Annotated in this window: 9 protein-coding genes and 2 pseudogenes; 9 read left to right on the top strand and 2 right to left on the bottom strand. The window is 54.4% G+C overall.

All coding sequences use genetic code 11. The features are described from left to right. Positions 1-1,327, bottom strand: a pseudogene (locus tag CPT76_RS32030) (glycoside hydrolase family 13 protein); the annotation flags it as partial. A gap of 292 nt (positions 1,328-1,619) precedes the next feature. Between CPT76_RS32030 and CPT76_RS32025 the strand changes: the two are divergent. Then, positions 1,620-2,294, top strand: a complete 675-nt coding sequence (locus CPT76_RS32025) for a response regulator transcription factor (RefSeq protein WP_105445760.1) — start codon at positions 1,620-1,622, stop codon at positions 2,292-2,294. Further along, positions 2,291-3,721: a HAMP domain-containing sensor histidine kinase gene (locus CPT76_RS32020; RefSeq protein ID WP_105445759.1), complete on the top strand. Its 1,431-nt coding sequence runs from the start codon at positions 2,291-2,293 to the stop codon at positions 3,719-3,721. Before CPT76_RS32025 ends, CPT76_RS32020 begins: the two co-directional genes overlap by 4 nt. Before the next feature lie 106 nt (positions 3,722-3,827). Here CPT76_RS32020 and CPT76_RS32015 read toward each other — a convergent pair whose 3' ends face one another. Further along, positions 3,828-4,277, bottom strand: coding sequence for a GNAT family N-acetyltransferase (locus CPT76_RS32015; protein ID WP_181153186.1), 450 nt, complete (start codon positions 4,275-4,277; stop codon positions 3,828-3,830). A 148-nt stretch (positions 4,278-4,425) separates the two neighbouring features. Here CPT76_RS32015 and CPT76_RS32010 point away from each other — a divergent pair, with 148 nt between their 5' ends. The 7 genes and pseudogenes from CPT76_RS32010 to CPT76_RS31980 form a co-directional block, all read left to right on the top strand. Beyond that, positions 4,426-5,346 (top strand): ABC transporter ATP-binding protein, encoded by a 921-nt coding sequence (locus CPT76_RS32010; RefSeq protein ID WP_285855349.1) that lies wholly within the window; start codon positions 4,426-4,428, stop codon positions 5,344-5,346. Then, positions 5,346-6,065: an ABC transporter permease gene (locus CPT76_RS32005; RefSeq protein ID WP_076172957.1), complete on the top strand. Its 720-nt coding sequence runs from the start codon at positions 5,346-5,348 to the stop codon at positions 6,063-6,065. The genes CPT76_RS32010 and CPT76_RS32005 overlap by 1 nt, the downstream gene beginning before the upstream one ends. A gap of 2 nt (positions 6,066-6,067) precedes the next feature. Next, a pseudogene (locus CPT76_RS32000) lies at positions 6,068-6,810 on the top strand (ABC transporter permease). A 217-nt stretch (positions 6,811-7,027) separates the two neighbouring features. Continuing rightward, positions 7,028-8,209, top strand: coding sequence for a GntR family transcriptional regulator (locus CPT76_RS31995; RefSeq protein WP_258169015.1), 1,182 nt, complete (start codon positions 7,028-7,030; stop codon positions 8,207-8,209). Positions 8,210-8,462: 253 nt separating this feature from the next. After that, positions 8,463-9,704: a glycoside hydrolase family 125 protein gene (locus CPT76_RS31990; protein ID WP_258169033.1), complete on the top strand. Its 1,242-nt coding sequence runs from the start codon at positions 8,463-8,465 to the stop codon at positions 9,702-9,704. A 226-nt stretch (positions 9,705-9,930) separates the two neighbouring features. Then, a complete protein-coding gene (locus CPT76_RS31985) occupies positions 9,931-11,640 on the top strand; it encodes a response regulator transcription factor (RefSeq protein WP_146116497.1) in 1,710 nt (569 codons plus the stop codon). Between the two features lie 15 nt (positions 11,641-11,655). Next, a partial coding sequence (locus CPT76_RS31980; RefSeq protein WP_146116496.1) for a cache domain-containing sensor histidine kinase occupies positions 11,656-12,933 on the top strand: 1,278 nt, incomplete at its 3' end.

Here is a 12,933-nt window from a genome sequence, read left to right as displayed (position 1 = left end):
CTGGAACTGGGCGGCCAGCTTCATTTTATCCTTGTTCCCTTTGCATTTTGGTCAGCAGGCGCGGCGTATCATGGCTGTCCAGCAGGTTGAACGCCACTTCGTTCGCCTGGCGCGGATAGCGGGAGAGCTGCTTGCCGATCGCATTGGCGAATCCTTCGGCATCCGTAATTCCATCGACGAAGAAGTCGAGCGCCGCGTTGGTGAACGGATAGTTCATGACGGCGTCAAACTGGTCTCCCTGCAGCCAGGGCGAGGACTCATGCCAGATTTCGCCGAGAATATAGGCGTCCGGTTTAGCCTGTTTTACGACCTGGCGGAATTCACGCCAGAACTGATGGTCGACTTCGTTGGCCACGTCCAGGCGCCAGCCGTCGATGTCGGCTTCCTTGATCCAGTACTCCGCGACCTTCAGGAGATACTCCTTCACCTCGGGGTTCTCGGTATTCAATTTCGGCATGAGCGGCTCAAAAGCAAACGTGTCGTAGCTCGGTACCCCGTCCTCCACGCCGATCGGGAACTTGCGGATATGGAACCAGTCCTTGTAGCGAGACTGCTCCCCCTTTTCCCGCAGGTCCAGGAAAGGGGCGAACGTCCGGCCCGAATGATTGAACACCGCATCCAGCAGCACGCGGATTCCCCGCTCGTGGCAGGCGGCCACGACCTTTTTCAGCAGATCCATATCCCCGAATTGGGGGTCGATCGTTAAGTAATCCTCGGTATCGTATTTATGGTTGGTCGTCGCCTTGAAAATCGGCGTGAAATAAATCGCATTGATGCCCAACTCACTTAAATGATCCAGGTGGTCAAGAACCCCCTGCAGATCCCCGCCGAAGAAGTTGTCCCGCTCAGGCTCGCCGCCCCAAGGCAGCGTTCCTTTCGGATCCAGCGACGAATCGCCGTTCGCGAAGCGCTCAGGGAAAATTTGATAAAAGACCGCGTCCTTCACCCATGCCGGCACGGTGAAAATATCGACCGGATTGATAAAAGGATATTCGAACAAACGGTCCGGGGTCTCAGGTGGCTCCGGAAGGAAATCGTATTCGGTCATCCAGTACTTTTCCTTACCGTCCTCCAGCAAAAATCCGTATTTCAGCCGGCGGTAGGGGGGCGTCACTTCACATTCCCAGTAATCAAACAGTTCGTCGGAAACCAGCTTGATCATCGGGATATACTCCATCGACTCATCCCAAATGTACTTGTCGCCGGCCATGGCCGATACCGAGGTCACGTCGTCTCGTTTGGTGCGGATTCTCAGGTGGATGGTACGTCCGTCATAGGCATAACACCAGTTTAGTTTGGGGCGGTGGTACACAGCTTCCAGCAGCATCTCATTTTCCTCCTCACGCAAAAAAGGCACAACCAGGGTCCACATACTTCAGCCCGAGGTTGTACCTTCATTTAGGGTAACATAGCCTTTAAATTAGAATGCTGAGAACATCGGTTAAGGAAACGTCCGTGCTCAGGTAGCTAAAATATAGCATGATTCCTTCTGGGCTTCAACCTGCAAAATTGTGCGGCCGATCAGTGAACGCTCCTCCTCTTCCAGCGAAATAAGGTATAATCACATTGAAATTACCTTGGATGCTTATGCCTGAAACAGACAGAAGGGAACGATATCATTGAACGTATCATTGTTATATATCGAAGACGACGCCGAGATCGGCGAATGGGTCTGCCGGGACCTGGCTGAACGTGGATATCAGGTGGAATGGCAGCGCAGCGGCGAAAGGGCCGCGGAGCTTGCGGCCAACTGCAAGCTGGTTATTCTCGATGTCATGCTGCCGGGCCTGGACGGATTTACGGTTGGACAAAGGCTGAAGAAGGCGTACCCGGAGCTGCCGATTCTGATGCTGTCCGCGCGGACGTCCATCGACGACAAGCTGGAAGGGCTGCAGTTTGCCGACGATTACCTCACGAAGCCTTTTCACCCCGACGAGCTGGCGGCCCGCATCGAAGTGCTGCTCCGCCGGTCGGGATCGGTCGCGTCCGATGTGCTGGAACTGAAGCACTTGTCGGTATACGAGCGGGAGAACCGGATCGTGAACCGCGAGACCGGGGAAGAGATCATCCTGACCGGCAAGCAATATCAAATTTTCAAGTTTATGCTCCGGCATTTGGGCCAGATCCTGACCAAAGAGCAGATCTATGAGGGCGTGTGGGGCGAGCCTTATTTTGATGGAGACAAAACGCTGATGGTGCACATCCGTTATCTCCGCGAGAAGCTGGAACGTGACCCGGCCTCGCCCGAAATCATTGAAACGATCCGCGGTGTCGGCTACCGCATCAAGGCATGAAGACGGGCAAAAGCGGAAAGTTCCGCGGTTCGCTGCTGTCGAGATACCTTTTAATTATGGTCATCGCTCTGCTTTTTATTCCGGTGGTGTTTCCTGCGGCGCTGATCGGATATCAGCTCGTCAACTTGAATATCGTCGATCCGCTGTTTCCCTCGGATCCAGAGCAGGAGAATCCATACGCCGGCCTGCGTCTTGAGAGAACGTGGCATCAGGAAGCCAAGCAGCTGAAGGACAAAACCCCGGCGCAGATCGATGCCAGGCTAAAAAAGCTTAGCCAGGAGTACGATAAGGCGGCCGTGTTCTGGGTTGACGGACAGGGCAACCTCAGGGAGCCGGGGGGCAGCAAGCTGGATCTTCCGAAGCGGTGGAGCGCGTCGGATGCGATGGCCTATATGAAGAAGTACCGGGAATCCTACGGGAAGTTTACGGTGGTGGCTTTTATCGGGGATGCAGAGTCTCTGGGCAAGGGGTTTATGGTCATCGAGGTGCCGAAGGAAGTGCAGAGCACCCGCAGCGACTCGGTGTCAGACCGGACGTTTTACTTCGTATATGTACTTATTCTACTGATGTTTTTGGCCTTTGTCGCCGTCTCATGGATGTTCTTCGTGAACATGAGAAGGCGGCTGCTGAGCCTGCAGCATGCCATGACGGTGCAGGGTCAGAACGGACTGCCGGAGCCGATCCAGGTCAAAAGGGAGGATGAAATCGGACAGCTGGAAAACGCATTTAACGGGATGGTGGCCAAGCTGGGCCGAAGTTTAAAGCGCGAACGGGAAGAGGAGGAGCTGCGCAAGCGGCTGATCGCCAACCTGTCGCATGACCTGCGTACACCGCTGACCGTCATCCGTGGCCATGTCCATACGCTGCAAAAAGAGCCCTTGTCCGATCGGGGACAGGAGCTGCTGAAGCTGACCGAAGCCAAGCTCGGTGATTTGGGCGGGCTGATCGATAACCTGCTGTCGTATAATCTCCTGACGAGCGGCAGGTACACCCTGCAGCCGGTGCAGGCGGACGTGCTCCGGATCGTGAGGGAAAGCGCGGCCGCCTGGTATCCGCTGTGGGAAAAGGAAGGGTTTGAAGTGGATGTCTCGCTGCAGGAAGAGCCGCTGTGGTGGCTTGTCGATATCCAGTGGTTCCGGCGGATTCTGGACAATCTGTTCCAGAACGTGCTGAGGCACGCTCATTCCGGATTGTATATCGGCATCGCTACGGAGGCGGCCGGGGGCAGGACGGCCATTGTCATTTCCGATCGCGGCCAGGGCATGCAGTCGTCTTCCGGCGGCAAGGGCGCCGGGATCGGCCTCGCGATCGTCGGCTTCCTGACGCGGGAGATGGGGCTGTCCATGATGATCGAGAGCGATTCACAGGGGACAAGGGTTTTGCTGTACCCCGCGGACTCGGAAAAACCGGGGCTAATGATCAAGTGAAGCCTTGGTTTTGACCATAAAAACTACACCCCTTGTTAGCCGAAGCCTAACAAGGGGTGTAGTTTAATCAGAGCGGTTTTCTGTATACTTTCACGTGATGAATATTTCAGCTGTTAAAGGATTTGATGAAGTTTTTCTGATCCTTGGTGAACACGTATCCACGGCGTTCGTAGAATCGGTGGGCCTGGACGCGGCTCGGATGCGACAGCAGCTTGACTCCGGAAAACCCGTGGCTTCTCCCCCACTGCTCCAGGTGGCTGATCAGCAAACTGCCGACCCCTTGATTCCGGTGCGATTTTTTTACGACAAACCCCAGAACGTTGATCAGAGAGTCGGAAAAGAGCAGCTCATAAGGACTGCCGTGAATGTATCCGACGACTTCTTCATTTTGCTCGCATACAAAAATGACATCCTTCGTCTGAGCCGTGATGGCTTCAATCCTCTTCTTCACCCGGTCTTCGGTAAACAACCGCAGATCCGGGTTGAAATCCTGATTCAATACGTAAATATCGCGGTAATCCGCTGCTTCAATCTGCCTAACCGTGCAATCCGTCAATGTTACGCCTCCAATCGTCAAGAGATGACAAGTTTCTCTCATTTATGGTAGAGGCTGGCGCGGATTTTGGCAATGGAGTTTTAAACGAAATTTAAACTTGGAGCAGCCTGTCTTTTAACCTTGGCCCGGTAAGATGGGTATCGAGGTGATGATCGTGAGTGAACTCGTGATACAGACGAGAAATTTGAACAAAAAATACCGCGGCCGCTATGCCGTACGCAATTTGGATTTGGAAATCGCCAAGGGGGAAATTTACGGCTTTCTCGGACCGAACGGGGCCGGGAAGACGACGACGATCCGGATGCTGCTCGGCCTGATTCGCCCGACCGTGGGCTCGATCCAGATTTTCGGCAAGGACCTGAGGAAGGATAAAATGAACATCCTGCGCAAGGTCGGTTCGCTGGTCGAATATCCTTCGAACTACGGCCATCTGACGGCCGTGCAAAATCTGGAGGCGATCCGCCGCATCCTCGATGTGCCGAAGGCGCGCATCCACGAAGTGCTGGACATCGTGTCCCTCACGAAGGACGCAAAGCGCCCCGTCAAAGGGTATTCGCTCGGGATGAAGCAGCGGCTGGGCATTGCCGCCGCTCTGCTCGGAAGTCCGGAGCTGCTGATCCTGGACGAGCCGACCAACGGGCTGGATCCGGCCGGGATCCACGAAATTCGCGAGCTCATCCGCAGCATGCCGAAGCAGCACGGGATTACCGTGCTCGTCTCGAGCCACCTTCTTTCCGAGGTCGAGCAAATGGCCGGGACCGTCGGTATTATCCGCGAAGGGGAAATGGTGTTCCAGGATACGATCGACAACCTGAAGCAGCAAGCCTCAGGCGGATTCCGCCTGGTCGTATCGGAGCCGCAGGAGGCGCTGGTTCACCTGATCGGCCAAGGCTATACCGGCCGGATGGAAGACGGGGCGATCAAGCTGGACCAGCTGAGCGATCCGGAAGTGGCGCTGCTCGTCAAGCGCCTCGTAGACAATAACCATGCGATTTACCGGGTGGAAGAGAAGCGCCGGTCGCTGGAGGATATCTTCATGCAGGTGATCGAGCAAGGGGGATTCTCATGATGGTGGCGCGCGCGCTGTCGGCCGATTTTCTGAAAATGCGCCGCAAAGGGATCTGGCTCCTCGTTATTCTGGGCTCGGTCGGACTGCTGGCGATGCAGGGGCTGAATTTCGGCCTCCGGTACGACTATCTGCTGCAGCGCTATCAGGATGATCCGTGGGCCGGATTGATCGGGGAGATCTTCTCGTTCGTGCCGATCGCCCTGTTCCTGGGCACGACGCTGATCGCTTCGCAAATTGCTAACGTCGAGCATGGCAGCAACTCCTGGAAGCAGCTGCTGGCATTACCGATTTCGCGGGGCGCGGTGTTTACGGCCAAATATCTGCTGGGGATCATTGCCCTGGCGGCATCCTGCCTGATTTTGTCCTGCGGAACCGTCGTCCTGGGACTGGCCCTCAAATTCAGTCCGGACCATATTCCGTATTTGACGATTCTGAAGCTCAGCTTTGTTCCTTTCCTGGCGGCGCTGCCGCTGTTTGCCCTGGAGCTGTGGCTGTCCCTGACGTTTAAAAATCAGGCGCTGCCGATCACGCTCGGCATTACCGCCGCCATCGCTTCGCTGTTCGCGGGGAATTACCCGGAATGGTTCCCGCTGGCCTGGCCCCTGCTGTCGTTCTATGGAAAGGCGTCTCCGGCCCTGCCGGTAGGCGGAGGCATCATTTTGGCATTTATCATTTATTTGGCTGGCATGGGGCAATTCCGCGGAAAGGATGTGGACTAGAGATGCTGAGTTACTTTCGGGTGTTATCCGCCGAACGGCTGAAGATGTCCCGCTCTCTGATCGTGCTGCTTATCCTGGTCAGTCCGCTCGTCTCCGTCCTGGTCGGGCTGCTGTCGGACGTCGACAGCCGGCAGCAGCCATGGCTGGTGCTGCTCGGCGCCTTGAGCATGCTGCATGCGCTGCTGTTCATGCCGATCATGTCGGGAATCTTCGCCGCCTTCATCTGCCGCTACGAGCATCAAGGGGGCGGGTGGAAGCAGCTGTTGGTCCTGCCTGTGACCCGGTCCGGGGTGTTCCTGGCAAAATTACGGTCATTATCGCTCTGCTGCTGATCATGCAGTTGCTCTTTCTCGGCGCACTGCTGCTGGTCGGCGCCGTGAAGGGCCTGCCCGGTCCGATTCCGTGGACGGAGATCGGCCGCAGCCTGCTGGGCGGCTGGGTCGCCTGCCTGCCGCTCGCGGCGCTGCAGCTGGCCGCCTCGCTTATGTGGAGCAGCTTCGCGGCTCCGCTGGCGCTGAACGTGATGTTCACCATCCCGAATATGCTGGTGGTGAACTCGGCCACCTATGGTCCTTACTATCCCTGGGCGCAGCCGTTTCTGGCAACCCTGCCGGCAGGCACGATGGAGGGAGGCGGATTCGGGGCACTGAACCTGCCGTTTGAAAGTCTGATGATTACAGTCGTCGGCAGCTTTGTAGTCTTTTTCCTGATCGGGTGGATCTACTTCCGGATGAAGGAAGTATAGAAGGTTTGGACTGCTGAAAATAAGGGTAAAGCAACATAAGGGCGTCCCCGCTGGGGGCGCTCTTTTTTATGCTGGTGCAGAGTGAAGATGCCGTTCAACGGGGCTTCCAGTCCGGCGGCTATTCACAAAGCGAATATAACATGATATATTATTTAATGATTGAAGAATGGTTCAGCGAAGCTGAACTTGTGGACCCAGAGACAGAGGAGGTTGCAACGTGTCGCATGAATCGTCGTCGAAGCCGATGTACGAACAAATCTTTGAAGAACTGCGCGATCAGATCGTAGCCGGAAAATATATGCCGGGGGAGCGGATCCCATCGGAAAAGGAGCTGGGCGAAGCCTACAGCGTCAGCCGGATCACCAGCAAGAAGGCGCTGGAGATGCTTACGCAGGAGGGATACATTGTCCGCCAGCCGGGGAGAGGCTCCTTTGTGGCCGAGGATTATGAGAGCGGAGGAGGAGCACCGCCGTCCCGGTCAGGGGCAGCGTCCAAGCGGCGCCGGGAGAACGGCAAGCTGCTGATCGGACTGGTCATGACCGACTTTGGGGACAGCTATGGGACGGACCTCGTCTTCGGCATGGAGGAAGCATCCCGCGAGCATGACAGCTATTTGATTCTCCGCAGGTCGCTGGGAGAGACCGCCAGAGAGCAGGAAGCGATTCAGGGCCTTCTGGAGATCGGGGTGGACGGGCTAATTATTTTCCCGGCGCAGGGCGAATATTTCAATGCCGAAATTTTGAAGCTGGTCATCAGCGAGTATCCGTTCGTGCTGCTGGACCGGCATCTGAAAGGCGTCTCCGCCAGCTCCATCAGCACGGACAACGTATCGGCGTCCAAGCAGCTGATCCATTACCTGTTCGGACTTGGGCATACCCATATCGGCCTTATGACCACCCTGCCCCGGGATACGACCGCCATCGAGGAGCGGATCGAAGGGTTTATCCAGGCCCATGCGGAAAGCGGCATTGCCGCCGACCGGAGCCTGTGGATGGAGAACATTACGGCGACGCTGCCGGCTGCCTTTGTACCGGAGAACAAGAAGAAGGAGAAGGAACATATCAAGCGCCATCTCGCGGCCCATCCGGAGATTACCGCTCTGTTCGCCATGGAATACAACATCGCCAGGCTTGCTTATGAGGCTGCGCTGGAGTCGGGGATCCGCGTGCCGGAAGACCTGTCGATCGTATGCTTTGACAGTCCGGATGACGCTGCCGGCTCCTTGTTCACCCATATGCGGCAGAAGCAGAATGAGATGGGGAGGCTTGCCTTTGAAAACGTGCTTAAATTGCGAAACGGCGAGAGCGTTCCCGGTAAAATCCTGCTTGATGCCGAGCTCGTCGAAGGTTTGTCGGCGGGACCTGTCCGAAACGGCGGGCTTGCCATGAAACACAAATAGAGTTGGAACCAAAGCGGCAGGCCTCAGCGGGAATGCCGTTTTTCTTTTAAATAATATAATATTTAACAATAGAATGTTATAAAAAGTATATTGACATGTTAACTTACCAACAAATATAATTTTTGTGTATTCATACGGTAGCATAGCTGATATATTCATTAACTTTCGATGCTTATGATGCCATAACCAAGGAGGAGAGCGCATGAAATCACTGGGTACGGAGCCTATTACTTTGGAACGGTTGGCCGGGAGAATGTCGGGACAGCTGGCCGGAGAGACGCGTTTGCTGGACATTTTTCAAAATGCGATACGGAATACTTGGGGGACGACGCTGAAACGGATGGAGGACGGAACGACTTTCGTCATCACCGGCGATATTCCGGCGATGTGGCTGCGCGACTCGGCCGCGCAGGTGCGGCCGTTTCTGGTGCTGGCGAAGGAGGATCCGGAAGCTGCGGAAATGATCGAAGGCTTGGTGCGGCGGCAGCTGGATTCGATTTTGCTGGACCCTTATGCAAACGCCTTCAATGAGGAAGCCGACGGGCGCGGCCACCAGGCGGACGAGACAGAGATGACCCCCTGGATATGGGAACGCAAATACGAAATCGATTCGCTCTGCTATCCGCTTCAGCTCAGCTATCTGCTCTGGAAGAACACGGGCAGAACCTCGCAATTCCAAGGCAGTTTCCGTCAAGCTGCGGAGGCCATCCTGAATTTGTGGACGGTGGAGCAGCGCCATGAGGAGCGGTCACCTTACCGGTTCCAGCGGAAGGACTGCGTGCCGAGCGATACGCTGGTTCGGGACGGCAAAGGCGCGGAGACGGCTTATACGGGCATGACCTGGTCCGGATTCCGGCCGAGCGACGATGCGTGCGAATACGGCTATCTGGTTCCTTCCAATATGTTCGCCGTCGTGGTGCTCGGCTATTTGCAGGAAATCGCCGGAGAGGTGCTGCAGGATGAAGAACTGCAGGGCAGGGCCGCCAAGCTTGCCCAGGAGATCGAGCAGGGCATCCGGGAGCACGGCATCGTACAGCATCCGGAATTCGGCCCGATCTACGCCTACGAAACCGATGGCTTGGGCCATCACAATCTGATGGACGACGCCAACGTGCCGAGCCTGCTGTCGATTCCGTATCTCGGTTACCGGGATGCGTCGGATGAGGTGTACCAGAATACACGGCGGTTTATTTTGAGCCGGAACAATCCTTATTATTTTGAAGGAACTGCGGCCGAGGGCATCGGCAGCCCGCATACGCCGCAGGGTTACATTTGGCATATCGCCCTGGCGATGCAAGGGCTGACTGCGGACAGCCGTGAGGAGAAATTGCGCCTGCTGCAGGTGATGAGCCGAACGGACGCGGGAACCGGGCTGATGCACGAAAGCTTTAAAGCCGACGATCCGGCGGAGTATACGAGACCTTGGTTCTCGTGGGCAAACATGATGTTCTGCGAACTGCTGATGGATTACTGCGGCATCCGCGTGATGCGCTAAGAGAGATAATCCCAGATATCTAATAAAGTGCTGAGTTGGACGAAGGCTTTCCTGCACCTCGATATTACTATCCTCCTACTTCCGTAGGGGGAATTTTTGTTTCATCGCCTTGGCGGCGGCCAAGAGCTTATTGCATATGTGAGGAGACAGAGCGAAGCTGCTTCTGTAATATTGGTGTAACACAGCCTGGTTTGNGTTGGGCTGATCGAAAAGGAGGGCATACACAGTGATAAAACTCATGGTAGTCGATGACGAGCACTGGATTCGGGAAGGCTTGAAAAGGACCATTGATTGGAGCTCACACGGAATCCAATTTATCGGTGACGCCGAGGATGGTTGCAAGGCGTTGGAATTAATCGAAGCCCATGTTCCGGAAATTATCATTTCGGATATCAAGATGCCCACGATGGACGGTATGGATTTAATGGAAGAAATCAAAAAGCGCGGAATCGATACAAAGGTTATTTTTATTAGCGGCTTCAGCGACTTTGCGTATGCGCAGAAGGCGGTCAAGCTAGGAGCGTTTGACTATATTCTCAAACCAGTCGAAGAACCGATTTTGCTTGAAATTATTGAACGCTGCATCAGCGAAATTAAACAGAAGCAGGAGCTGAGCTCCCGCCTGCAGGAATTGTCGGGCCGCATTCGGGAAAGCTTGCCGCTCGCCAGACAGAAGCACCTGGAGATGAGTTTAACCCGATCTTTGACAGAACGAGAGATGCAATCCACATGGGAAGCCCTTCATATCAACCTCGATCCGAAACGGCTGATCGTTATGGCGATGGTCGTCCACGAGTGGGGAGACCGGGAGATGGACGAAAGCGGATGCTCGCTCATGAGGTACGCGCTTGGGAATTTGGTGGAAGAAATCCTGTCTCAAAAGGGGATCCGGTGCTTGGCTTGTCCTTTACAAGGGAATGATTTTGCGGACATTGCACTGATTGCTTCGCTAAGTGAGCCCGATACCTCTTTCGGCGTCGAGGACTTGTACCGCTATATGGAGGGCGTTATTGAAGATGCGCTTCATGTGTTAGGCGTTCGAATCAGCATAGGGATCAGCGGCTTAAGAGAGCGGACGCAGCTTGCATCCTCTTTTAGGGAAGCGCTTACTATAAGTATGAACTATTTGGTTCACGGACCCGGGCAGGTCCATACTGCCCCGATGGACGGCAGTTCAGCAGGTCATGGATCCAAGCCCCGCCCGGCTGAGCAGCTGGACTACCGCATGGCTGCATGCATGGGGCAATTGGCGGCGGACGTTCTGCTCACGGATCACAAAGCGGATTCCCTTGACTCGGCATTGTCGAATCGGATTCTGCATGCCATGAAGCTGATGGATGCGGGCAGATTGTCCGAACTGCTCGATGTACAGACCGGGCTGCTTCAAGAGCTCATCAAGCAGACGCCGGCCATTGCCGTGCGGTATGAAATGAATATGCACATCAGCATCCTTTTGTCCAAGTGGCAGGAGCTGCTCCAGGCAAAGGATCATTCCAAGGCTTCCACCATTACGCATCAACGCAAGCTTCAGCTCTACAGGTGTTCCATTGGCGACTGGAAGGCCATGATCATGGGCACCTTCCTCATAAAGGATACTCATGCACCCTCAATTGCGCATAAGCGAACGATAGAAACGGCACTGCGTTATATCCATGATAACTACCACCTTGGCATCAGCCTTCATAACGTGGCCGAAAAGATTTACATGAATCCCTCTTACTTCAGCAGAGTGTTTCATGAAGAGGTTGGCGAAACGCTCAGCCGCTATCTCATTCGAATCCGAATCACGAAGGCGAAAGAATTGCTTGAACAGACCCCTCTAAAGGTATATGAAGTCGCAGACCGGGTCGGATATCGGGATTTTCGGCATTTCGTCAAAACCTTTAAGGAATGGGAAGGCATGACGCCCGCTCAATACCGTAATTACGGGGCATAAGAAGAGAGGGACCTCATGAGACTGCAGTTCATCGATAGAATCAAGTTCAATTCGGTCGGAATGAAGGTGTTCGGATTCTATGTAGCCAGCATGATCGTCATTATTACCGTTATGGGATATCTATCCTATGATAAATCCGCTCAGATGATGGAGAACAAAATCGGAGGCATGGCGCTTCAGAATGTTCAGCAGATGAGCAAGCGGGTTGATATCCTTCTGGAGGGATACGAGGACCGTTCCCTTCTTGTCGTCGGCAATAAGGATATTCAGAAGCAGCTCATGGGAGATTTTATGGACGAGAAGGAAAGGATTCAGACGAATAATGCGAATACCGCCTTTCTATCGAACCTGGTAAACTCCAGGAATGATATGAATAATATCTATCTGCTCAGCGAGAGGGGCTACTCCTACCGCTATTCACCCAAAGAATCTTTTCCGGTCTACAATTCTTACCCCAATGAATATTTCACGGAGGCCTGGTATCAACAAATCCGTCAGGCTGACGGCAGGCTCGTCTATTTCGGCATCATGCCCTCATTAATAAAAGGCCCGAGCTCCGAGCCTGTTTTTACCTTTGGCCGTGCCCAGAAAAATATGAAAGGCCGCGGAGAAATTATCGGCGTCGTGCTGTACGAAGTCGATCCGGCGGAGGTCCGGGAAATTTTGGCGGAAATCGATTATGACGGGTCGGGAATCAACGTCATGATGGACGATACCGGCCAGATCAAAGGGGATAAGGGTGGAATTCTATTGTCCAGCAAACTGGACATTCCGTTTAAGGAAGAGCGTCAAGGAACGCTAAGCTACTCTATAGACGGGCAAGAGATGCTGGTCGTCTACAGTCAACTGGAGACGAACCATTGGAGGCTCGTCGGCATGCTGCGCAGCAATGATTTGATGAAGGAAGCGATGGATATTCGCTGGTATATGCTGTCGCTGGGCATTGTTTTTTCCTGCATCGGTATTCTGCTCGCGATCATTATCGCTTCTGCCGTTCACCGGCCGCTTCAGAAGATGACGCATGCGATGCGCCGAGCCAGGGATGGCGATTTCAACATCCGGATTGTCGATAAACGAGAGGACGAATTCGGCTATTTGTTCACCCATTTTAACCAGATGGTGGCCCATATCAAGGAATTAATCAACGAACTGTATGTGCAGAAGCTGCTGGAACGGGATCTTCAGCTGAAAATGCTGGGATCTCAAATTAACGCTCATTTTCTGTACAATACGCTCGATTCCGTCCACTGGATTGCCCGCATACATAAAGTTGACGACATTAGCACGATGATC

It is taken from the genome of Paenibacillus sp. AR247 (assembly GCF_002968895.1).
Classification (GTDB): Bacteria; Bacillota; Bacilli; order Paenibacillales; family Paenibacillaceae; genus Paenibacillus_AQ; species Paenibacillus_AQ favisporus.
Note: the sequence above shows the minus strand (reverse complement) of the source record. Positions and strands in the feature narration are given on the sequence as shown.

What these genes read in the sequence shown, in the direction of transcription:
- CPT76_RS32020 (WP_105445759.1), top strand. Translation starts at nt 2,291, where the DNA reads ATGAAGACGGGCAAAAGCGGAAAGTTCCGCGGTTCGCTGCTGTCGAGA.
- CPT76_RS32010 (WP_285855349.1), top strand. Translation starts at nt 4,426, where the DNA reads ATGATCGTGAGTGAACTCGTGATACAGACGAGAAATTTGAACAAAAAA.
- CPT76_RS32005 (WP_076172957.1), top strand. Translation starts at nt 5,346, where the DNA reads ATGGTGGCGCGCGCGCTGTCGGCCGATTTTCTGAAAATGCGCCGCAAA.
- CPT76_RS31990 (WP_258169033.1), top strand. Translation starts at nt 8,463, where the DNA reads ATGTCGGGACAGCTGGCCGGAGAGACGCGTTTGCTGGACATTTTTCAA.